Raw genomic sequence first — 21,808 nt, 5'->3', positions numbered from 1 at the left:
GGGTGTGGGGTTCAGGGAGTTATCGCGGGCCGCGCGGGCGCGGCGGGGCGGTGGTCTCGCGCAAGACGAGGCGGATGGGCATCTGCACCTGCGCGACGGGTGGTTCGGCGTCGGGTTCGTCCATCTGGCGCAGCAGCAGCCGGGCGGCCTCGGCGCCCTGCTCGGCGACCGGCTGGGCAACGGTGGTCAGGCCGACCACGTCGGCGAGTTCGTGGTCGTCGAAGCCGACGACCGACACGTCCTCCGGCACCTTCAGTCGGTGCCTGCGCAGGGCGCGCAGGGCGCCCATCGCCATCTCGTCGGACTGCGCGAACACGGCGGTCGGCGGCCGGGCAGCGGCCAGCAGTTCGGTCATCGCCCGCTCGCCGCCCTCGACGGTGTAGTCGCCGTCCGCCTCCAGGGCCGCATCGTGGTCGATCCCGGCGTCGGCCAGGACGTCGAGGTAGGCGTTGCGGCGCTCGATGGGCGTGGTCCAGTGCAGCGGTCCGCTGGCCCCGCTGATCATGCCGATCCGGCGGTGACCCAGGTTCACCAGATGCCGTACGGCGCTCTCGGTGCCGGCCCGGTCGTCGATGCCGACCACGGTGAAGCCGGGCCGGGGGCCGCCGACCGTGGTGGCCAGCGGCACCCCCAGTGAGCGCAGCGCCGCCGACTCCTCCTCATCAGGAATGAGGAGCGTCAGCACCGCGTCCACCCGCTTGCGGACCGGCAGCCTGGTGAAGAAGCGCCTGCGGGTCTCCGGCGAACCCAGGTTGTACAGCAGCACGTCGTACCCGGCGGCGCTGAACACCTCCTCGGCAGCGTCCAGTACGGTGCCGAAGAACCAGCGGCCCACGTACGGGACCAGCACACCAACGGTGTAGGTGCGGCCACTGGCCAGGCTGGAGGCCGAGCGGGACGCGGTGTAGCCGAGTTGCGCGGCGAGGGCCACGATCCGGTCCCGGACCTCCGTCGACACCCCCGGCCGGCCGCGCAGCGCGCGGGACACGGTGGACGCCGAGACTCCGGCGGCGCGAGCGACATCGGTGATGCTGGCCGTCACGGCGGACTCCTCCCCTTGATTTTCACGTCGGTGTGATCTGTGGGTGACGTGACCGTAAACCCGCACACCTTGTTGCGCAAGCGTTTGCGTTCTTATCTACTTGGGTCTGTCCTCGGGGACCTTCTTTTTGATCAAGCGGCAGCGCACGCGCTTGCGCGCTGCGGAGCGACAGGAACTGTGCATGCGATACGCCCCGCCCGGCCTCTGTGTGAACGACTTCGCCCTCCTGCGCGACGAGGACGGCACGTATGCGGTGCTGCACCTGCAGGGACCCTGGACACCAGAGTTCGACCATCTGCGGATGGAGACCTCCTATGGCCGGGCCACCTCCACCGACCTGGTCCACTGGCAGCCCCAGGGCACCGCCTTCGGCAACGGCCTGCCCGGCCGGTTCGACCAGCAGGCCGTGTGGACCATGCACCCCTTGCGGCACGCTGGCGCGATGGCGATGTTCTACACGGGCGTCTCCGGTCTCACACCGGGGGGCTGGCCCCTCCAGTCGGTCGGACTGGCGTACTCCGACCGCACCGACGGCACAGCCTGGCGCCGCCATGGCATCGGGCCGGTCGTCGAAGCGGACCCACGCTGGTACCGCACCGATGAACGCATGGGCTGGCGCGACCCATTCGTCGTACGTGACGACGAGTCGGACGGCTGGGTCATGGTCGTCTGCGCCAGCGATGCCTCCCTCCCGGTGGAGGTCAGCGGCTGCGTCGCGCTGGCCACCTCCGACGACCTGGAGCACTGGACCGTCCATCCGCCGCTCATCTCACCCGGCGACGTCGACGAGCTGGAGTGCCCGGTCCTGGAACGCCTCGACGACGGCAGCTGGCTGCTGCTCGGCTCGATCGGCGCCACCCGGGGCTTCGAGGCGTGGACCGCCCCCCGCCTCAGGGGCCCCTGGACCCGCCGTGGCCCGCTCGGCCCGACCGGCGCCTATGCTCCGCGCGTGATCGCCGCGCCCGACGGCTCCCGCGTCGTGCTGCACACCACGCCCCGCCGCGCCGGTCTCAGGGACACCGGTGCCAGCTGCCGCGGCATGCTCGCCCAGCCGAAGGCACTCGTGATGGGGGGCGATTCGGCTCCCCGCCTGGAATGGTGGCCCGGCCTGAACACCTGGCTCGGAGAGGAGACCGACCACCCCACCCTGCACGCGGTCGGCGACATCGGCATCACCGGGCCGGTTGAGATCACCCTGCGCACCGACACACCGGACGGCAACCGTCCCGCCCTCGCCGTGGGCTGCGACGGCAAGAACCTCTGGGTCACCGGCCCCGATGGGACCCGACTCGGCGAAACCGTCCTGACCGGCCCCGCCGCCACCCTGCGCATCCTCACCGTCGGCGAATACGTCGAGGTCTACGCCGACGGCGTGTTCGCCCTGACCACCCTGTGCTACTCCGGGCACCCCGCCCGGTGGACGGCCGCCGCAGAAGGACGCCAACGCACGGTTCCGGTGCGCCCGATCCGGCTGCCCGACCCGCACCGCGACGACGCCTCGGCCATCTGGCCCGGCCCCTCGACTCCCTGAGGGGCGAGAGCCCGCGCCCAACGGTCAGTTCGGCCGCTTCACACTCAGCCGGAAGGCCGGCAGCCGCCGCTCCAGCTCCTGAAGCCACCGGTGTGCTACTTCGGCTCTGCCGATCGCGCCGCGACCTACGAGAGCGCCTCCGACCGATTCGCCCAACCACCAGGCGGGAGGATCGAACCGACCCCTCAGGGCACGAGCACGGTTGAATCGCCGACGGCTCGACCGAGCAGAGGCCGGTGACGCCGAGGTGGCTGACGGACGTGACCCTGCCGGCCCAAAGCCAAGCCCCGGGCGGAGGCGGGAGTCAGACCTTCTGACCGGGCGACAGCGGCAGCAGCAGGGCACGGCGCGGCCGGTCCGTGTCCTGGTAGGCGGGCTCGACCAGCGCGACCGCCGCGAGGTACGGCGGTACGACGAGGAGCAGCCACGCGTCCCGCCGGAAAGCGGGGTCCGCCTCACGCGGTGCGGCCCCCGCGAAGCGGACCTCGCCCGGTCCGGCTGCTGGCGGCCCGACTTGCCGGAGCCGTTGGCGCCGGCGAGGGCCAGACAGTCGCCGGGCCCCAGGACCAGACAGACGTCGGCCAGGACGGCCGCTTTGCCGTAGGCGACGTGGATGTCCTGCGCGTACAGCAGGGCAGCGTGCCGGGAGGGGTCCTCGGCGGCGTCAGTCACGCCCTCCCCCTTCGCTGCCGGCACCGGCCGTGGCCCGCAGGAGCCGGGCAGCGGCCTCCGCCACGATGCATTCACCGTGCGCGAACATACCCGTGCGGTTGAGGGCCGTAGGGGTGGGGGAGATCTCCAAGCCGGACCGGGCCGATGCGCCCCCGGTCGGCGCGGTGGAGACGGGGGCACGAGGGCTGCCGGCGCCTCGGCCCACGGCGACACCGCCGCGGTACCTGCGGTGAGCGGCCGGGGCGCTCACCCGCCCGCGCGCCACCTGGAGTTCGACCCAGTCGGCGGCATGCTGCGCGAGCAACGCCGCCGGGAAGACCTCCTGCGGTCGGATTCGTCGGTGTGCAGACGCTTTGTGGTGGAGATCGCCGTTGTGCCAGGGGGCGGCTCGGTCTGGGGGGCTTCGCCGGTCAGGAGGGGAGGGGAGGGGCGGTTGGCGGGGTGTAGCGGCGGCCTGCGGCCAGGACCAGGCGGACCGCGCGCAGGGCGGTCAGGTCGGTCAGTGGATCGCCGTCCACGACGAGCAGGTCGGCGCGGTGCCCGGGGGCGAGGCGTCCGGTGTCGCGGGCGAGGTGCAGGGCTTCGGCCGCGCCGGACGTGGCCAGGTCGATGATCTCGGCCGGCGTCATGCCGATGTGCTCGAAGAACTCGAGGCTGGAGACGAAGCCGTCGAACACGGCGCGGGGCACACCGGCATCGGTCCCGGGCAGCAGCCGGACTCCGCTCTCGGCCATCCACCGGATCCGCCGGAACATCTCCTCGGCCCGCTCCGGGCCGAAGCGGGCCGCGAAGCCCTTCCAGTCCGGGCTCGCCGCGGGGCAGACCGCGATGCCCCGGGCGGCGATGGCGGCCACCAGGTCCTCGCGTACGTCGAACCCGTCCCTCGCCATCCACGTGCAGTGCTCGATGCTGTCGACCCCGGCCGCCACGGCGGCCGCGATGCCCTCCGTGCCGTGTGCGTGGGCCGCCACCGGCAGCCCGGCCCCGTGGGCCTCCTCCACGACGGCGCGCATCTCCCGCGGAGTGAACTGGGACTGCCAGACGGGCGGGCCGCCCTTGGTGATCCCGCCTCCGGTGGCCATCACCTTGATGAGGTCGGTGCCGTTCTCGGCGTTGCGGCGCACCGCTGCGCGCATCGCGGCTTCGCCTTCGACTTCTCCGCCGAGGAACCAGCAGTGCCCGCCGGGCGCGGTCAGCGGCGTCCCGGCGGCGAGGACGCGCGGACCGGGCACCCGCCCCGCCGCGATCTCGTCCCGCAGCCGGACGGCCAGTCCTCCCCGGTCGCCGAGGTCGCGTACGGTCGTCACCCCCGAGGCGAGGAGCTGCTCCGCGCGCATCGCCATCCCGGCGTACAGCTCGTCGTCGGACGAGGTGCGCAGGGTCTCCAGGGGGTCGGGACCGGCGTCGAGCGCGAGGTGGACGTGGGCGTCGACGAGCCCGGGCAGCATCGTGCCGTCGGGGAAGTGAACCCGCGGGACCGCGGGGTCGGCCTGTGCCTCGACGACCGTGCGCGGTCCGGCGGCCTCGATCACGCCGCGCCGGACGAGCACGGCGGCGTCGGGGACCACCCTCCCCCCGGGGCCGCAGACCATGCGCCCTGCCGATATCACGGTGTCCATCATGCGCCTTCCTGCCGGGCCCGCAGCGCGTCCGAGAGCGCCACGAGCTGCCTCACGTCGTCGTCGAGGTCGTTTCCGCCGGGCAGGGCCACGGCAATGGCCCGTCCGGGTGCCGGGGCTCCCGTCGTGTACGCCGCCAGCGCCTCCTGAAGATGCACCGCCGCCCGTCCGGCCGGGAGGGGGGCCCGGGGTTCCGTCGGAGCTTCCAGCTCGGCGAGATAGGGACTGATGCGTACGAGTCCGTCCCGGCACTCGATCGCGCGCCGGTAGTACCGGCGGTGGACCCCGCGGAAGTTCAGCGCGTCGCGCCAGCCGCCCGCCGGGGTGCGGTGGAGCGAGTCCTCCGGGAACGCCTCGTGCAGCACCGTCCACAAGGGGTTCAGCCGCTGGTACATGCGACGGCGGTGGACCCACAGGCGGACGGTCGTCCACCGGGTGGCGGCGGCGGGATAGAGGAGGCCCGCGACGAAGAGCGGGATCGCGAGGTCCAGGAGCAGCTTCGCTCCCACGATGAGGGCCGCAGGTACGGATGCGCCGGCCCAGCGGGTCACGGTGAGCGCCTCACGAACCGACCCCATCAGCACCATGACGGTCAACGCGGCCGCCACCAGCACCAGTCCGGTGCGCAGCGGCCTGTGCGACACCCGTATGTAGCGCAGCGTCCACCACAGTGCCATGGCCAGCCCGTAGACGAGGTACAGACCGGCCGCGAGGTAGAAGAGGGCGACTCCCGGCTCGCGCATGTTCGCCGTCGCGTACGTGTGGGCGCGCTCGGTCCCCGGTGTGATCGTCATGGCCCATGCGGCGATACCGATGGCGGAGACCAGGGGGACCAGTTCCCACCGCGCGCGCCGGTTGCCGGCCGTGCGGTCCGAGGCCGAGTAGAGGAAGACGCACTGCAGGAGGTAGACGAGGACGAGGAGCAGACTGTTCTGCAGCAGCTTCGCGAGTCCGTCGCCGGTCAGTGAGTCGACGTACCGGGCGCCCGCCTTGAGACCCACGAGGAACGACAGCGCGGCGCAGACGATGCACAGCGTCACCGACCGCAGGACCCTGTCGGAGGGTGCCTTGACCAGCTGGCTGGTCTTCCAGGCGAGCGCCAGGAGGAGGATCGCTCCCAGGAGTGAGGAAAGTGCCACGGCTAGAGCCAACCCATCCTGTCGACCAGTGCGGAACTGATGCGCCTGGTCGACTGGGCGTCCGCCGTTCTCGGGCTCACGCGGTTCAGTACGGAGGCCCACTCCAGGATGATGGTGGCGACCAGCTCGGCTTCCCGTTCCCGCTCGTCGTCGTAGGAGGTTCGCCGGAGCGCTCGCCTGATGACGTCGCCGGACAGCTCGGGCGCCATCGACTGCCAGAACGCATCGTCCATCTCGTCGCTCTGATGGCCCGCCAGGATGTGACCGATCTCGTGCAGGATGATGTGGTCCTGGTGGGCCCTGCTGGTCTCCTTCTGGTAGAAGACGTAGTCCGCCGACTTGCTGGCGATCCACACGCCGTACGGTCCCGGCACGGGCAGGGCGTAGTCGATCAGCCGGATGGGGCGGCCCCGGTGCTCTCCCAACGCCTGGCAGAACGACGGCACATGGAGCGGCGGCTGGATTCCCAGGGACCGGAGAGTGTGCCTGCATCGGCGTCTCAGCTCTCGCTCTTTCAAGGTGTTTCTCCGCTCGTGGTGCCGTGGTGCCGTCTCATCCAACGCTGCGGTTCTACACGTCGCCAGAAGAGAATCGGTCAACTGCCCGGCTCTATCGCACGTTCTGCCTGTTCCAGGCGGTAGACGACGTCGAGCAGGTCCATCACCTGCTTCCGGTGCCCCGGCGACAGCTGACCGGCGCGCATGGCCATCAGTTTCACGTCGTTGCCCTGGGACGCCTCGTGCATGCGGGCCTGCTCGGAGGCGAGGAGCTCCAGCTGCTTCGTGATCCGGTCCGCCGCCTCGTCCTCGACGAAGTAGGCGGTCGGCACGCCGAAGAACCCGGCCAGTGCCCGAAGGTGCATGAGTGTCGGGTTGCTCTTCCGCCCGTTGCGGAGCTGCCAGATGTAGCTCTGGGAAATGGAGACGTCGGCCTCCGACTGCCGGATCGCCGCGGCGACGTACTCGTTGCTGTACTCGTGATGAGGATCGGGTCTGACCGTTGCGAAGAGGCGGTTCAGCCTGTCGGCCAGACTCTGTCCTGCTGTGTCGACCATGCTCTCTCCGGCTCTCTCCGGTCTCCACCTGTGGCAACAGCGATCGTGCCAGTCCTGTGACAAGAGTTGAAGGGGTGGCATCCGTCAAGTTAGTGTCCTGGCAGGCAAGATTTCCACTGGGATGTCGGTCAACAGCTGGCCGAACCTTCACCTGAGTTGAGCCGGTCGAGTGCTCTTCGGCCCGCTCGCCAGTGGTTCCTTCCGTCCTCAGGCACAGGGGGAGAGACGTCGTCATGCGACCGAGACAAGGATGCCCGAGTGGGTGTCGGCTCTGCACCGCGCCGGCCGACTCGGCAGCGGAACCCACGTTCTGAGGACTCCCGGCTGTCCGCGTCCTCGGCCGGTGGCCCGCAGCGGGCTTGCCCGGCGGATGTCTCCCGACCCGGCTGACAAGCAGGTTCCAGCGGCGTGACACCGCCGTCCGGGACGGCGGTACGGCCCGGCCGTGCCGGGTGGACCGTCACCCCCGCCGTCTCGCCTTTCCACCTATCCCACCGAGGTCCTTCACCTGTCCAGTCGTTGCCGCCCCGGACCGTACGGTGCGGCGACACCAGCCCAACGCCTTGTCCTGCACGTCGTACGGCGGTGCGTCATGAGGTGGCGAGCGGGCCGCAGTCCGAGGGGCCACGGCCCTGCGATCGCGGCCGTCGCGATCGCCGGCCGTGAACGCACTTCTCAGGTTTTTTCAAAAGCTACACATAACGGGGATTCGAATGCTGCAAGCAATGACCGCTTTACTGCCGGCCTCGGGGCACGAGGATACCGCGGTGGGTTCGTTCTACCCGGGGCAGCGGAGCGACACCGTCCGGGGCGAAGGCCGCTTCGATTTCCGCGTCCTCGGCCCGCTCGAGGTCTGGGCCGGGTCGCGGAGGGTGGAGATCGGTGGACCGAGGCAGCGGACCGTTCTCGCGATGCTCCTGCTCGCGCCCGACCGGGTCGTGTCGATCGACCAGCTGGTCGAGGCGGTGTGGAACGGGCGTCCGCCGGCGACCAGTCGCACCCAGATCGCCATATGCGTCGCCAGCCTGCGCAAGGCGTTCCAAGCCGCGGGGTGCACCGACAAGGTGATCGTCACGGCCGCCCCCGGTTACCTGCTGCGCAAGGGCGGACACCAGATCGACTCGGTGCAGTTCGCATCCGGCGTGGCAGCGGCGCAGACGCTCGCCCAGCGCGGGAACGCCGGCGCATCGGCCGACCTGCTGGGCCAGGCCCTCGCCCTGTGGCGGGGTCCGGTCCTGACGGACATCTCGAGCCCCGTCATCGAGTCGGAGGCGGTGCTGCTCGAGCACCGGCGGCTCGCCGCGTACGAGCAGTACGCGACCCTCCAGCTGCAGCTGGGCCGGCATCGCGAGATCATTGCCGAACTGACCACCCTGGTGTCCGACCAGCCGCTGTGGGAGCAGGCGCGGGCAGCGCTCATGCTCGCCCACTACCGGTCGGGCCACCGGTCCGAGGCCCTCAGCCTCTTCCGCCAGGCACAACGGGTCTTCCGGGAGGAGATCGGACTGGAACCCGGCCGCGTCCTCCAGGACCTGCACACGGCCATCCTCCAGGAGACCTCCGGACTGATGCCGGCAGCCGACCTTCCCGGGCCGCTGAGCGCCGGCACCGCCCTGCCCGAACTCCCCTCCGGAGCGGCGACGTTCATCGGCCGAGACCGTGAGCTCAACACTCTGGACACCCTGCTCCGCCGGGCCCGCGGAGGAGCCTCGGCCGTCGGCCTGCTCGTGGGCCGACCGGGCATCGGCAAGACCGCGCTGGCGCTGCACTGGGCGCGCGGGGCGGCCGAAGCGTTCGCCGACGGGCAGCTCTACGTCGATCTCAAGCAGACCGAGGCCGCCGATGTCCCCGGCGTCCTCCTGCGGGCCCTCGGCCTGTCGGACGCCCAGATCCCCAGGAGCCGCCAGGACCGGCTCAAGGAGTTCCACCGGCGGGTGGAGGACCGGCGGATGCTGGTGATCCTCGACGGCGTCCCCGACGACACCACCGCGGACGAGCTGGTGCCCAAGTCGGGGAGCTGCTGTTTCCTCCTGACGAGCTGCCGGGTGCTCGCGATCGCGGCGCAGGTCCGGCTGCGGCTGGCGGAGTTGAAGCCCGCGGAGGCCGTGGCGCTGCTCGGTTCCCTGGTGAGCGACGGAAGCGTCGAGGAGGGTGGCGCCGCCGCGGCGAACGAGCTCGCCGCACTGTGCGACTACCTGCCGCTCGCCCTGTCCGCAGCCGCCGCCCGGCTCGTCGCCAAACCCCATTGGCGTCTGCCCCACCTGCTGGCCCGGCTCAGCGACCCCCGGCACCGGCTGGAGGAGCTCTACACCGGCGCTCCGACGCTGCGGACGGCGTTGGGCAGCGGCTACGACGCGCTCCCGCCCGCGGCCGCGGAGCTGTACGCCCGGCTCGGGCTCATCGACGGGGACCGGATACCGGTCTGGGCGGCCCAGGCGCTCCTCGACACCGATCCGATGAACGCCCAGGGGCTTCTGGAGGAGCTCGTGGACGCCACGCTGCTCGAGGTCACGGACACGGGGGCGGACGGTTGGTTCCGCTACCGCCTGCCCAGTCTGCTGGCTCTGCACGCCGAGGAGACCGTCCATGCCGTGGAGGACGCCGCCGAGCGCCGTGCGGCGCTGGAACGGGTGAGGGCGGCCTCGGCGGACGCAGGCGATAGCGCACCGATACCGGCCCTCCGTAGCGTCTCCTGACGGCAGCCTGCCGGGCTTTCGGGGGCGCGTTCGGACCCCTGCCGCGGCCCAGGCGCACACCACGTGATCCGTGGACGTGTGCCTGGGCCGCGCTCGTCGTCTTCCCGGGACGACGACGGTTCACCGCACCGCCGTACGCACCGCGCAGGCGGGTCGGCCGAAGCCGCCGGCGGCCGCAACGAGAACAGAACGTCAACGTTCCTACGGAGGAACACCATGACTGCCATTCAGCAGGCCGACCAGTGGTTGAGGCGGTACCGACCGGCGGAACGGCCCCGGGTCCGCCTGGTGTGCTTCGCGCACGCCGGCGGCGGCCCGAGCGCCTTCCGCACCTGGCCCGCCGGGCTGGCGCCCGACGTGGAGGTGCTCGCCGTACGCTACCCGGGGCGCCAGGACCGGGTCGCCGAGCCCTGCATCGACCGGATGGAACCGATGGCCGAGGCGGTCGTCGAGGCGCTCACCCCGCTGCTCGACCTGCCGCTCGTGCTGTTCGGCCACAGCATGGGCGCGTGGATCGCGTACGAGGTGGCACAGCGGATGCCGGTGAGCGCCCTGCTGGTGTCCGGCCAGGTACCGCCCTCACGCCGGAACTCGGCGCGGCCCGGCTCGGCCCGCCGCGGCGACGGCAACGGCGTGCTCACCGACGAAGCGCTGATCGCCGAGGTCAAGCGACTCGGTGGATACGACGCCCAGCTCTTCGAGGACCCCGAGCTGCGCGAGCTCGTCCTGCCGCCGATCCGGTCCGACTTCTCGCTGGTGGCGACGTACCGGCCCGGCCCACCCAGGGCGCTCGACTGCCCGGTGCACGCGTTCCACGGCGAGGACGACGCCGACACCCGCACGGAGGACGTCGATGCCTGGTCCGAGGTCACCACGGGCCCCTTCACGCGCACCCTCTTCCCCGGTGGCCACTTCTACCTGACCGACCACGAGCCCGCACTGCTGCGCGAGCTCTCCTCCCTGCCGGCGGTGTCCCGTGTTTGATCCGACCGAAGCGACCCTTGCACAGCTGCGGGAGGCGCTCGCCGACGGGCGGCTGACCGCCCTGGAGCTGACCCGCTGGTACCTGGACCGGATCGAGCGCTGCAACGGGGAACTGCGCGCGGTCATCGAAGTGAACCCGGACGCGGAGGCGGAGGCCGCGCGGCTGGACGCCGGTCCGGTCCGGGGGCCGCTGCACGGCGTTCCCGTGCTCCTCAAGGACAACCTGGACACCGCCGACCGGATGCACACCACGAGCGGCTCCACGGTGATGCTCGGCTCCCGGCCGGAGCGCGACGCCACCGTCGCCGCCCGGCTGCGGGCCGCCGGGGCCGTGCTGCTCGGCAAGGCGAACAAGACCTCGTGGATCCTCGGGCCGGCGGGATGGAGCGCCCGGGGCGGCCAGACCCGCAACCCCTACGACACGAGCCGGTCGCCGCACGGATCGAGCTCGGGCTCGGCGGTCGGCGTCGCGGCAAACCTGTGCGCGGTGGCGCTCGGCACCGAGACCATCGGGTCGATCCTGGGCCCGGCCGCCGCGAACTGCCTCGTGGGGGTGAAGCCGACGACCGGGCTCACCAGCCGAGCGGGAATGATCCCGGCCATCCCCAGCTTCGACTCGATCGGCCCCCTGACCCGGACCGTCGCCGACGCCGCGGAAGTCCTCACCGTGATCGCCGGACCCGACCCCCTGGACGCGGCGACGGAGGGTGCGCCCACCCTGGACTACCGGCGGTTCCTCGACGCGCAGGGGCTGCGCGGAGCACGCATAGGAGTGCCCCGCAAGGAGTTCTTCGGCTACAGCGAAGCGGCGGACGAGGTAGCCGAGCGCGCCCTGGAGACCATGAGCCGGGCCGGAGCGGTCATCGTCGAGGGCACGGACATCCCGACGGCGGACAGGTTCACCTCCGATCCGGCCTTCGGTGCCGTCGTGATGCACGAGACCGCGCACGCCCTGGGCCAGTACCTCGCCCGGACGCCCGGCGACCATCCGCGCTCCATCGCCGCCCTGGTCGCGGCGAACCGGGAGAACGCGGCGGTCGAACTGGAGTACTTCGAGCAGGACGTCCTGGAGATGCTGGCCGGCTTCACGCCCGACCTGGACGACGCGGGGTACCGCGAGGCGTTGGCGACCATGCGGAGGCTGGCGGGGGCGGAGGGCATCGACACCGTCATGGACGAGCACCGGCTCGACGCGCTGGTCATGCCGACCTGCCCGCCCCCGTGGCCGATCGACATGGTCGAGGGCGACCCGGACCCGCACGGCGCCGCACTCGCGCCCGGTATCGCGGGCTATCCGGCGATCAGCATGCCGGCCGGCTGGTCGGACGGACTGCCCGTCGGCATCACCTTCACCGGCAGGGCGTTCAGCGAACCGGTACTGCTCCGACTTGCCTACGCCTTCGAACGGACGGGGCCGGTCCGCCGCCCGCCCGCCCGGTGACCCGGCCCGGTTCTACAGGGCCCCGAGGCTCCACTCCAGAACGGCCGCGGCGCTGTGCATCTTCGCCTCGGCCTGGGTGAACGCGATCGAACGCGGCCCGTCCAGCACCGCGGCGGTGACTTCCTCGCCGCGGTGCGCGGGCAGGTCGTGCATGAAGACCGCGTCCGGGCTGGACTGCAGGACGGCCTCGTCGACCCGGAACGGGACGAAGCCCTCGCGCCAGTCGGGGTCGGCCTTCGAGGTGCCCGTGGTCTGCCAGCGGGTGGTGTACACGACGTCGACGCCCGTGGGCAGGTCGGCCGCGTCGTGCCGCTCGGTCACGGTCGAACCGTGCAGGGCCGCGTACTGCTCGGCCCGGACCAGGACGTCCGGGTCGACGCCGTAGCCCTGCGGGGTCCGCAGGTGCAGCTCCGTGCCCGGGTAGCGCGGAAGGGCCAGCGCCAGGGCGGCAGCGGTGTTGTTGCCCTCGCCCATGTAGAGCACGCGCCGCCCGGCCAGATCACCGAAGTGTCCGGCCATCGCGGTCAGGTCGGTCAGTGCCTGGGTGGGGTGCTCCTGCGCCCCCATCGCGTTCACCACTGCCATGCGGTCCTGGCCGGCCAGAGCGCGCAGCTCGTCGGTGCTCCCCGCCGTGCGGGCGACCAGCGCGTCCAGCATGCCGCCCAGGACCAGGCCGGTGTCCTGCACCGTTTCGCCCGTGTTGAGCTGGAGGTCGTGCGGGCCGTACGTGATCAGGCGCGCGCCCAGGCGCAGGGCCGCCGAGGAGAACGCCGTGCGGGTACGCGTCGACGTCGCCCGGAAGTACACGCCGACGACGGCGCCGCCCAGCGTCTCGGCCGGCCACGCCCCGGTGGCGAACCGTCGACCCCTGTCCACGATCCGGTACAGGTCGGCATCGGCGATATCGGCCAGCGAGATGAGGTGGTTTCGGACCATTGCGCGACTCCTGTGCTCAGCGGGCTTCGCAATGTAGAGGGGCCGTTTATCGCGGTGGTATCGACCACGGCCCCGGGCCGGATGGGCTCGCGATAACACGCTGAAAATCCGGCTCCGTACGGTCTGCCAACGTGTCGGACGTGTGCGTGCGTCCCGGCCGTTACGAGTTGTCGACGAAGTACAGGAGTCAGCAGCGTGGACCGTCGTGCGACGCGCAATCCGATCGGGTCGAGCCTGGACGGTGATGCGGTGACGCTGCCGCTGCCCGCACTGGTCGAGGCACAGGTACGGCGGGCCCCCGACCACCCCGCCGTGGTCTTCGGCCGGACGGTGCTCAGCTACCGGGAGCTCGACGGCCGGGCCAACCGGCTGGCGCGCCGGCTGATCGGCCTCGGGGCCGGTCCCGAGCGGGTCGTGGCCCTGGCGCTGCCGAGGTCGGCGGACGCCGTGGTCGCGATGCTCGCCGTCCTGAAGACCGGGGCGGCCTACCTGCCGGTCGACCCGCGCTACCCCGCACAGCGGATCGCGTTCATGCTGTCCGACGGCCGCCCGTCGGTCGTGGTCACCACCACGGCCGCGCGCGCCACGCTGCCCGACACCACGGCCCCCGTCGTCCTCCTCGACGACATCGACCTGACCTCGGGCGACGACACCGCGCCCGACGTCACCGTCGGCACCGCGAACGCCGCCTACGTCATCTACACGTCCGGCTCGACGGGCCTGCCCAAGGGCGTGGTCGTACCGCACCAGGGCGTCGCCAACCACATGCTGTGGCAGGCCGACGAGTGGGACATCGACGCGTCCGACGTGGTGCTCGCCCGGACCGCCTTCAGTTTCGACGCGTCCGGCTCGGAGATCTGGCTGCCGCTGATCGCCGGCGCGACGATCTGCATGGCGCCCGACGAGGTGCTGGGCCTGCCGCACCTGCTGCTCGCGTACGCCGCCGAACACGGCGTCACCGTCGCCCAGTTCGTCCCGTCGCTGCTGGCCGTCGCGGTGCCCGCGATCCGGGACACCCCCGGTCTCGCGCTGCGGCTGCTCTTCGTCGCGGGCGAGGTGCTGCCGCCCTCCCTGGCCGACGAGGTGGTCACCAAGCTGGGCCTGCGCCTGGGCCACCACTACGGCCCCACCGAGGCCTCGATCGACGTCACGGCGTACGAGGTGCGGCCCGGCGAGAGCCACCGGAGCGTGCCCATCGGATCCCCGGTCGCGAACACCCGGATCCACATCCTCGACAGCTCCCTGCGCCCGGTGGAGCCGGGCGAGGAGGGCGAGCTCTACGTCTCGGGCGTCCAGCTCGCCCGCGGCTACCTGGGCCGCGCCGACCTGACCGCCCAGCGGTTCGTCGCCTCCCCCTTCGCCGCGGGCGAGCGGATGTACCGGACCGGTGACCTGGCCAGGTGGACCGCGGACGGCCTCGTCGAGTTCGCGGGCCGGGCCGACGACCAGGTGAAGGTCCGCGGCTTCCGGATCGAACTGGGCGAGATCGAAGCGGCGATCACCGAACTGGCCGAGGTGTCGCAGGCCGCCGTGACCGTGCGCGAGGACCGGCCCGGACAGCAGCGCCTCGTCGCGTACTACGTCGGCGCCGCACAGACCGCCGCGGTGCAGGACCGGCTGGCCGCCCGGCTGCCCGAGCACATGGTTCCGTCGGCGTACGTGGTCCTCGACGCGCTCCCGCTCACCCCGAACGGCAAGCTGGACCGCGCCGCGCTGCCCGCGCCGCAGCTCACCGCCGGAGCCGGCCGCGCGCCCCGCACGCCTGCCGAGGAGATCCTGTGCGGGCTCTTCGCCGACGTCCTGGGCACCGACCGGGTCGGCGTGGACGACGGCTTCTTCGACCTCGGCGGCGACTCGCTCCTCGCCGCCCGCCTGATCAGCCGCATCCGTACCGCCCTCGACCGCGAGGTCTCGGTCCGCGCCCTCTTCGAGTCGCCGACCGTGGCCGGACTGGCGGCCCGCCTCGACGAGGCCGGTGCCGCCCGGCCGCCGCTGGTCCGCGGCGAGCACCCGGATCCCATGCCGCTGTCGCACGCCCAGCGCGGACTGTGGTTCCTGCACCGGCTGGAGGGCGCGAGCGCGACCTACAACATCCCCCTCGTCCTGCGCCTGGCCGGTGACCTCGACACCGAGGCGCTGCGCGCGGCCGTCCGCGACGTCGCCCGGCGCCACGAGACCCTGCGGACGGTCTTCCCGGAGACCGACGGCGTCGCCCGGCAGGTCGTCCTCGACGCCCCCGCCGAGCTCACCGTCGTCACCACCGCGGCCGTCGAGGACGCCGTGGCCGAAGCCGCCCGGTACCCCTTCGACCTGCACACCGAGGCTCCGCTGCGGGCCACGCTGTTCTCCCGGACCGGCACGGACGAACACACCCTCCTGCTGCTGATGCACCACATCGCGGCCGACGGCTGGTCCGAGCGGCCGCTGATCGAGGACCTGTCCCTGGCCTATGCGGCCCGCTGCGCCGGCCAGGAACCGCAGTGGGAAGAACTGCCGGTGACGTACGCCGACTACACCCTCTGGCAGGGCGAGGCCGACGGCGGCATCGAGTACTGGCGGACCGCGCTCGACGGGCTGCCGCAGCTCGTCGAACTCCCCACCGACCGCCCCCGGCCCCCGGCCGCGAGCTTCCGCGGCGGCGAACTGCGCACCCGCCTCGACGCCGACCTGCACCGGGAGGTGACCGCGCTCGCCCGGTCCACCGGCCGCACCGTCTTCATGGTGGTCCAGGCCGCGCTCGCCGCGCTCATGACCCGGCTCGGCGCGGGCACCGACATCCCCCTCGGCACGCCGTCCGCGGGCCGCTCCGACGAACAGCTCGACGGACTCGTCGGCTACTTCGTCAACACGCTCGTGCTGCGCACGGACACCTCGGGCGACCCGACCTTCCTGGAGCTCCTGGACCGGGTGCGCGACACGGCCGCGGCCGCCTACCCGCACCAGGACGTGCCGTTCGACCGGCTGGTCGAGGCACTCAACCCGGCGCGGTCCCTCTCGCACCACCCGCTCTTCCAGGTGATGCTCACCTTCGAGAACCTCGGCCTGGCGGGGGTCGACATGCCCGGCCTCACCGTCGAGGTGGACGAGGCCGCCACCGGTGTCGCCAAGTTCGACCTCGACCTGCGCCTGCAGGAACGTTTCGCGGCGGACGGCGCTCCGGCCGGCGTGGACGTGATCGCCGAATACTCCACGGACCTGTTCGACGGTTCCACCGTCGACGCACTGGTCTCCCGCCTCGGCCGGCTGCTGCGCGCCGCGGTGGCCGACCCCGGGCGCCGGATCGCCACGATCGACCTGCTCACCGACGGCGAACGCCGTACACTCGGCGGCCGCTCCCACCGCGTCGTCGACGAGAACGGCGAGCTGGTGCCCGACGGCGTGACCGGAACGCTCGACGGCGCGCCGGCCCGCTACACCACCGACGGCCGCCTCGAACGCCTCGACCCGCCGGTCCTCGTGGGCGGCTCCCCGGTTGACGTCTCCCGCACCGTCGCAGCCCTGCTCGCCCACCCCGCACTCGCCGAGGCAGCGGTGGCGGACGGCCCCGTCGCCTACGTCGTGACCGCGCCCGGGCACTCCGTACGCTCCGTCGACCTGCGTGAACACCTCGCCCGCGTGCTCCCCGACTACCTGGTCCCGGACACCTACGTCACCGTCGCCGCGCTGCCGCGCACCGAGGACGGCCGCCTCGACACCGGCGCGCTGCCCTCTCCCGGGACCGATGACCCCGTGGCGGCGGGCACCCCCGAGGAAGAGCTGCTGGCCTCGCTCTTCTCCGAGGTGCTCGGCCTGGCGCACGTCGGCCCGAACCAGGGCTTCTTCGACCTCGGCGGCGACAGCATCGTCTCCATCAAGCTGGTCAGCCGCGCCCGCAAGGCGGGACTGCACATCACCCCGCGGGACGTCTTCGAGCACAAGACCGTCGCCCGTATCGCGGCGGCCGCCCGCACGGCGGCACCCGCCGCCCCCGTCGTCCAGGACGTCGCGACCGGCACCCTGCTGCCCACGCCGGTCATGGCGGACCTGCGCGACCTCGGCGGTCCCGTCGCCGGGTACCACCAGTCGATGCTGCTCGTCGTGCCCGCCGCACTCGGCACCGAGCGGCTGACCGCCGCGCTCCAGGCCGTTCTCGACCGGCACGACGCGCTGCGCCTGATCCTGGACGAGGAGTGGCAGCTCTCCGTCCCCGCTCCGGGCTCCGTCACCGCCGCCGTACGGCGCGCGGACGTCGCCGGCCTCGACGCCGAGGCGCTGGGCCGGGCCATCGAGGAGCACCGCAGGGCCGCACAGGCCGAACTGGACCCGTACAAGGGCGACCTGGTGCGCGCGGTGTGGTTCGACGCCGGAGCGCAGTCCGGTCGGCTGCTGCTGCTCGTGCACCACCTGGCCGTGGACGGCGTCTCCTGGCAGCCCCTCCTCGGCGACCTGCAGGCCGCCTGGGAGGGCGAGACCCTCGAACCCGTCGGCACCTCCTTCCGACGGTGGAGCGCCCTCCTCGACGAGGAGGCGGCCCGCCGCACCGGTGAACTGCCGCTGTGGCGGTCGGTGCTGGAAACCCCCGACCCGCTGCTCGGCAGCCGGCCCCTCGACCCCGCCACCGACGTCCGGGCCGCGGCCGGGACGCTGACGCTCACCCTGCCGGCCGACGTCACCGAACCGCTGCTCACCACGGTCCCCGCAACCGTGCGCGCGGGTGTGCGGGACGTGCTGGTCACCGGTCTGGCGCTGGCGGTCGCCGACTGGCGCGGCCGCCGCGGGGTCGACGCCTCCGCGCTGCTCCTGGAGCTGGAGGGGCACGGCCGCGAGGACATCGTGCCCGGCCTGGACCTCACCCGTACCGTCGGCTGGTTCACCAGCGCCTACCCCGTCCGGGTCGACCCGGGCAGCGCGGACGGCGTCCGTGCCCTGAAGCTCGTCAAGGAGCAGCTGCTCGCGGTGCCGGACAACGGCATCGGGTACGGCGTGCTGCGCCACCGCGACGCGCGGACCGCCGCGGAACTGGCCGGGTACGCCCGCCCCCAGCTGGGCTTCAACTACCTGGGCCGGTCCGCTGCCCCCGAAGTGGCCGACTGGGCGCCCGCCCCCGAGGCCCCGGCGCTGGGCGCGGGATTCGACGGCGCCGCGCCGCTCGGCCTCGGCATCGAGCTCGACGCCGTGACCGTGGACCACGCCGACGGGTCGCGCCTCGTCGCGACCTGGACCTGGGCGCAGGGCCTGCTGACCGAGGAGGAGGTACGCGACCTGGCCGAGGCCTGGTTCGCCTCGCTCACCGCGCTGGCAACCGTGTCCACCGGCGGTCTGACCCCGTCCGACCTGCCGCTCGTGCAGCTCTCGCAGGGCGACATCGAGGAGCTGGAGGGCGCCCTGCCCGGCCTCGTCGACGTGCTGCCGCTCGCCCCGCTCCAGGAGGGCCTGCTCTTCCACGCCCTCTACGACTCCGACGGCGCCGACGTCTACGCCGTCCAGGAGGTCTTCGCGCTGAGCGGCCCGCTGGACGCCGGCGCCCTGCGTGCCGCGGCGGCCACCGTCCTCGACCGCTACCCGAACCTGCGGGCCGGCTTCCACCACGAAGGCCTGTCGCAGCCCGTGCAGGTGGTTGTCGACGGCCTCGAACTGCCGTGGCGGGAGATCGACCTCACCGGGCTCGCCGAGGCCGAGAGGGAGCCCGCGCTCGCCCGCGTCGTGGCCGAGGCGCGCGCCGAGCGCTTCGACCTCGGCCGCCCGCCGCTGCTGCGGTTCACCCTGGTCCGGCTCGCCGAGGACGAGCACCGGCTGGTCCTCGTCAACCACCACATCCTCTTCGACGGCTGGTCCATGCAGCTGGTCCTCGACGAGCTGTTCGCGCTCTACCGCGGCGAGACCCTGACCGAGCCCGCCGCCTTCCGCGACCACCTGGCCTGGCTGGCGGAGCAGGACCGTACGGCCGCGCACGACGTCTGGCGCGGTGCGCTCGCCGGGCTCGACGCACCGACCCTGCTCGCCGAGCCGGGCACGGGGGCGCCCGCACGCCCCCTCGAGGTCTACTGCGACCTGCCCGACACCGTGTCCGGGCGGCTCCAGGACCGGCTGCGCGAGGACGGGATCACCCTCAACACCGCCGTCCAGGGCCTGTGGAGCCTGCTGCTCGCCGCCCGCACCGGGCAGGAGGACGTGGTGTTCGGCGCCACGTACTCCGGACGCGCTGCGGAGCTCGCCGGCAGCGAGGTGATGGTCGGCATGTTCATCAACACGCTGCCGGTCCGCGTCCGGCTCGACGCGGACGAGCCCCTGCGGCGGCTGATGGAACGCATCCAGGACGAGCAGTCCCGGCTCATCGCGCACCAGTACCTCGGGCTGAACGACGTCCAGCGGATAGCGGGGCTGGGGGAGCTCTTCGACACGCTGACCATCGTCGAGAACTACCCGCACGACGACGATGACGTGTGGCAGCCCGCGCCCGGCCTGCGGGCGAGCGTGCTGGAGGACCACGACGCCACCCACTACCCGCTGACCCTCTCCGTGCTCCCCGGCAAGCAGCTCAAGCTGCGCCTGGAGTACCGGCCGGACCTGCTGGACGCGGCGCAGATCGACGTGCTCGCCGCCGACCTCGTCCGCCTGCTCACCGCTTTCGTGGACGACGCCTCCGTGGCCGTCGGCGAGCTCGTCGAGGCGGGCGCCGCAGCCGTCGCGACCGTGCCGGGCACCGCGGCCGACACCGCGGCGGACCCGTTGCCTGCCGCTGCGCCGGCCGCCGCGCCGGCGATCGAGCAGGCCGCCGCGGCCGGCGCCGCCGTGCCGCTCTCCTACCGTGCGCCGCGCACCCCGGAGCAGGAGATCCTCTGCGGCCTCTTCTCCGCCGTGCTCGGCGTGCCGACCGTCGGCATCGACGACAGCTTCTTCGACCTGGGCGGACACTCGCTCACCGCGATCCGGCTGCTCAGCCGCATCCGCTCGATGTTCAGCGTGGAGCTGGCCATCCGGCACCTGTTCGAGGCGCCCACCGTCGCCGAACTCGCCGAACGGATGAAGGGCGCCGAGCAGTCCAGGCTGCCCCTCGCCCCGATGCCGCGGCCGGAGCACGTCCCCGTCTCGGCGGCGCAGTGGCGCCTGTGGTTCCTGTACCGACTCGAAGGCCGCAGCGCCACCTACACCGTGCCGCTGCTGCTGCGGATGTCCGGGCCCCTCGACCGGGCCGCCCTCGAAGCCGCCTTCGGTGACATCGTCGCGCGGCACGAGAGCCTGCGCACCCGCTTCCCCGAAGTGGACGGGCAGCCCTACCAGCTGATCACCGACGCCGAACAGCCGGAGGTGACCCTGGTCGAGACCGACGAGGCGGGCCTCGCCGAGCAGCTCGCCGTCGCCACCCGGTACGGCTTCGACCTCGCCACCGAACTGCCGCTGCGGATCACCCTGTTCCGGCTGTCGGAGACCGAGCACGTCCTGCTCTTCCTCCTGCACCACATCGCCAGTGACGGCTGGTCGGACGCGCCGTTCGCCCGGGACCTCTCCGTCGCGTACGGCGCCCGGCTGGAGGGTTGCGCGCCGGCATGGCCCGCGCTGCCCGTCCAGTACGCCGACTACACCCTGTGGCAGCAGGAACTGCTCGGCTCCGAGAACGACCCGAAGAGCATGCTGTCGCAGCAGCTCGCCTACTGGCAGGAGAACCTCGCCGGGCTCCCGGAGCGGCTGGAGCTGCCGACCGACCGGCCCCGCCCCGCCGCGGCGAGCTTCCGCGGCGACGAGGTCCGCTTCGAGCTCGACGCCGAGCTGCACGCCCAGCTGCTGGAACTCGCCCGCCACACCAACACCACGCTGTTCATGGTGTTCCAGGCCGCGGTGGCGGGACTGCTCACCCGGCTCGGCGCCGGCGACGACATCCCGCTCGGCGGTGTCATCGCCGGACGGACCGACGAGGCGCTCGACGAGCTCATCGGCTTCTTCGTCAACACCCTGGTGCTGCGCACCGACACCTCCGGGAACCCGACCTTCCGGGAGCTGCTCGCCCGGGTCCGGGAGACCGACCTGGCGGCGTACGCCCACCAGGAGGTGCCCTTCGAGCGACTGGTCGAGGTGCTCAACCCGACCCGCTCCCTCGCGCACCACCCGCTCTTCCAGGTCATGATCCTCTTCCAGAACAACGCCGAGGCGGAGCTGGGCCTGCCCGGCCTGCGGGCCGCTCTGGAGGACGTCGGATCCGGCGTCGCCAAGTTCGACCTCGACTTCGACATGCAGGAGAACCACGGACCCGACGGCGAGCCCGCCGGCCTGTCGGGCCTGGTCGAGTACGCCACCGACCTGTTCGACCGGTCCACCGTGCAGGCGATCGTCGACCGGCTGGCCCGGCTGCTCCGGGCCGTCGTGGCCGACCCCGACCAGACCCTGTGGCAGACGGACATCCTGGCCCCGGCGGAACGCCGTGAGCTCCTGGAGCAGTGGACCGCGCCGGCTCCCGAGCAGTCGGAGCCGACGACCGTCCCCGCGCTGTTCGAGGCCGCCGCCGCCGCGCACCCGACAGCGACCGCCCTCGTCGACGGCGCGCAGCGCCTGACGTACGCGGAGCTGAACGCGCGGGCGAACCGGCTCGCCCACACCCTCCTCGCGCAGGGCGTGGGCCCGGAGTCCGTGGTCGCGCTGGCCCTGCCGCGCAGCGCGGACCTCGTGGTGGGTGTCCTCGGCGTGCTCAAGGCCGGCGGCGTCTACCTGCCGCTCGACCCC

At 72.6% G+C, this 21,808-nt stretch carries 11 protein-coding genes (1 of these 11 cut by a window edge); 5 read left to right on the top strand and 6 right to left on the bottom strand.

What is annotated here, in order from left to right; translation table 11 throughout:
• Positions 1-19: 19 nt before the first annotated feature.
• A complete protein-coding gene (locus ACSHWO_RS09110) occupies positions 20-1,042 on the bottom strand; it encodes a LacI family DNA-binding transcriptional regulator (RefSeq protein WP_438311053.1) in 1,023 nt (340 codons plus the stop codon).
• A gap of 181 nt (positions 1,043-1,223) precedes the next feature.
• Between ACSHWO_RS09110 and ACSHWO_RS09105 the strand changes: the two genes are divergently transcribed.
• Positions 1,224-2,573, top strand: coding sequence for a mucin-1 (locus ACSHWO_RS09105; RefSeq protein ID WP_438311051.1), 1,350 nt, complete (start codon positions 1,224-1,226; stop codon positions 2,571-2,573).
• A 1,082-nt stretch (positions 2,574-3,655) separates the two neighbouring features.
• Here ACSHWO_RS09105 and ACSHWO_RS09100 read toward each other — a convergent pair.
• From ACSHWO_RS09100 to ACSHWO_RS09085, 4 genes are all read right to left on the bottom strand, one after another.
• A complete protein-coding gene (locus ACSHWO_RS09100; protein ID WP_404241782.1) occupies positions 3,656-4,867 on the bottom strand; it encodes a metal-dependent hydrolase family protein in 1,212 nt (403 codons plus the stop codon).
• Positions 4,864-6,003: an MAB_1171c family putative transporter gene (locus ACSHWO_RS09095; protein ID WP_438311049.1), complete on the bottom strand. Its 1,140-nt coding sequence runs from the start codon at positions 6,001-6,003 to the stop codon at positions 4,864-4,866. The genes ACSHWO_RS09100 and ACSHWO_RS09095 overlap by 4 nt, the downstream gene beginning before the upstream one ends.
• A gap of 2 nt (positions 6,004-6,005) precedes the next feature.
• Positions 6,006-6,428, bottom strand: coding sequence for a hypothetical protein (locus ACSHWO_RS09090; RefSeq protein WP_361093712.1), 423 nt, complete (start codon positions 6,426-6,428; stop codon positions 6,006-6,008).
• A gap of 170 nt (positions 6,429-6,598) precedes the next feature.
• Positions 6,599-7,057 (bottom strand): helix-turn-helix domain-containing protein, encoded by a 459-nt coding sequence (locus tag ACSHWO_RS09085; RefSeq protein WP_361093709.1) that lies wholly within the window; start codon positions 7,055-7,057, stop codon positions 6,599-6,601.
• 767 nt (positions 7,058-7,824) lie between these two features.
• On the opposite strand from ACSHWO_RS09085, the gene ACSHWO_RS09080 reads away from it, so the two are divergent.
• From ACSHWO_RS09080 to ACSHWO_RS09070, 3 genes are all read left to right on the top strand, one after another.
• A complete protein-coding gene (locus ACSHWO_RS09080; RefSeq protein ID WP_438311047.1) occupies positions 7,825-9,753 on the top strand; it encodes a BTAD domain-containing putative transcriptional regulator in 1,929 nt (642 codons plus the stop codon).
• 216 nt (positions 9,754-9,969) lie between these two features.
• Positions 9,970-10,737 (top strand): thioesterase II family protein, encoded by a 768-nt coding sequence (locus ACSHWO_RS09075; RefSeq protein ID WP_438311045.1) that lies wholly within the window; start codon positions 9,970-9,972, stop codon positions 10,735-10,737.
• On the top strand, positions 10,730-12,178 hold the full coding sequence (locus ACSHWO_RS09070; protein ID WP_438311043.1) for an amidase family protein: 1,449 nt from the start codon (positions 10,730-10,732) through the stop codon (positions 12,176-12,178). The genes ACSHWO_RS09075 and ACSHWO_RS09070 overlap by 8 nt, the downstream gene beginning before the upstream one ends.
• A 12-nt stretch (positions 12,179-12,190) precedes the next feature.
• Here the strand turns inward: ACSHWO_RS09070 and ACSHWO_RS09065 are convergent, their stop codons facing one another.
• Complete coding sequence (locus ACSHWO_RS09065; RefSeq protein WP_438311041.1) at positions 12,191-13,114, bottom strand: ornithine carbamoyltransferase; 924 nt, start codon at positions 13,112-13,114, stop codon at positions 12,191-12,193.
• 195 nt (positions 13,115-13,309) lie between these two features.
• Between ACSHWO_RS09065 and ACSHWO_RS09060 the strand changes: the two genes are divergently transcribed.
• Positions 13,310-21,808 carry the start of a non-ribosomal peptide synthase/polyketide synthase gene (locus tag ACSHWO_RS09060; protein ID WP_438311039.1) on the top strand. 13,890 nt of this gene lie beyond the right edge of the window, so only the first 8,499 of its 22,389 coding nucleotides appear in the window; it begins with the start codon at positions 13,310-13,312; its stop codon lies beyond the right edge, outside the window.

The organism is Streptomyces pallidus (ex Mingjun et al. 2026) (assembly GCF_051550185.1).
Classification (GTDB): Bacteria; Actinomycetota; Actinomycetes; order Streptomycetales; family Streptomycetaceae; genus Streptomyces.
The sequence above is the reverse complement of the archived record's forward strand: the minus strand, read 5'-3'. Positions and strand labels throughout refer to the sequence as shown.

Bases quoted from the DNA above. Each gene is read 5' to 3' on its own strand.
- ACSHWO_RS09105 (WP_438311051.1), top strand. From the start codon at position 1,224: ATGCGATACGCCCCGCCCGGCCTCTGTGTGAACGACTTCGCCCTCCTG.
- ACSHWO_RS09100 (WP_404241782.1), bottom strand. From the start codon at position 4,867: ATGATGGACACCGTGATATCGGCAGGGCGCATGGTCTGCGGCCCCGGG.
- ACSHWO_RS09085 (WP_361093709.1), bottom strand. From the start codon at position 7,057: ATGGTCGACACAGCAGGACAGAGTCTGGCCGACAGGCTGAACCGCCTC.
- ACSHWO_RS09075 (WP_438311045.1), top strand. From the start codon at position 9,970: ATGACTGCCATTCAGCAGGCCGACCAGTGGTTGAGGCGGTACCGACCG.
- ACSHWO_RS09065 (WP_438311041.1), bottom strand. From the start codon at position 13,114: ATGGTCCGAAACCACCTCATCTCGCTGGCCGATATCGCCGATGCCGAC.